General features: G+C 45.9%; 1 pseudogene. It reads left to right on the plus strand.

From position 1 onward, the window contains the following. A pseudogene (locus tag SB773_RS30800) lies at nucleotides 1-318 on the plus strand (YhgE/Pip domain-containing protein); the annotation flags it as partial.

The following is a 318-nucleotide window of genomic DNA, read 5'->3' on the forward strand; positions in this document are numbered from 1 at the left end:
GGAACGAGCGAACTTGGTGATGGGATTAACTCAGCTAAAGAAGGTTCCAAAAAAGTGGATGAAGGGATTGATTCCGTTCACTCAGGTTCCGTCGAAATCCATGAAAACCTGGAAAAACTAGCTGAAAAATCATTGACATTTTCGAATGGGGTCGGTTCGGCAGCTGCAGGATCAAAAGAGCTCAATCAAGGGTTACAACAGTTTAGCTCAGGTGTTGGACAAATGAAAGATGGACAATCCGAGCTTTTGCAAGGTGCCAAGAAATCTGAAGCGGGAACCGGTGAATTGGCTTCTGGACTGCAACAGTCACTAGAGGGC

Origin of the sequence: Bacillus sp. SIMBA_074 (genome assembly GCF_046534555.1) — a bacterium.
GTDB classification, from domain to species: Bacteria; Bacillota; Bacilli; order Bacillales; family Bacillaceae_G; genus Bacillus_A; species Bacillus_A mycoides.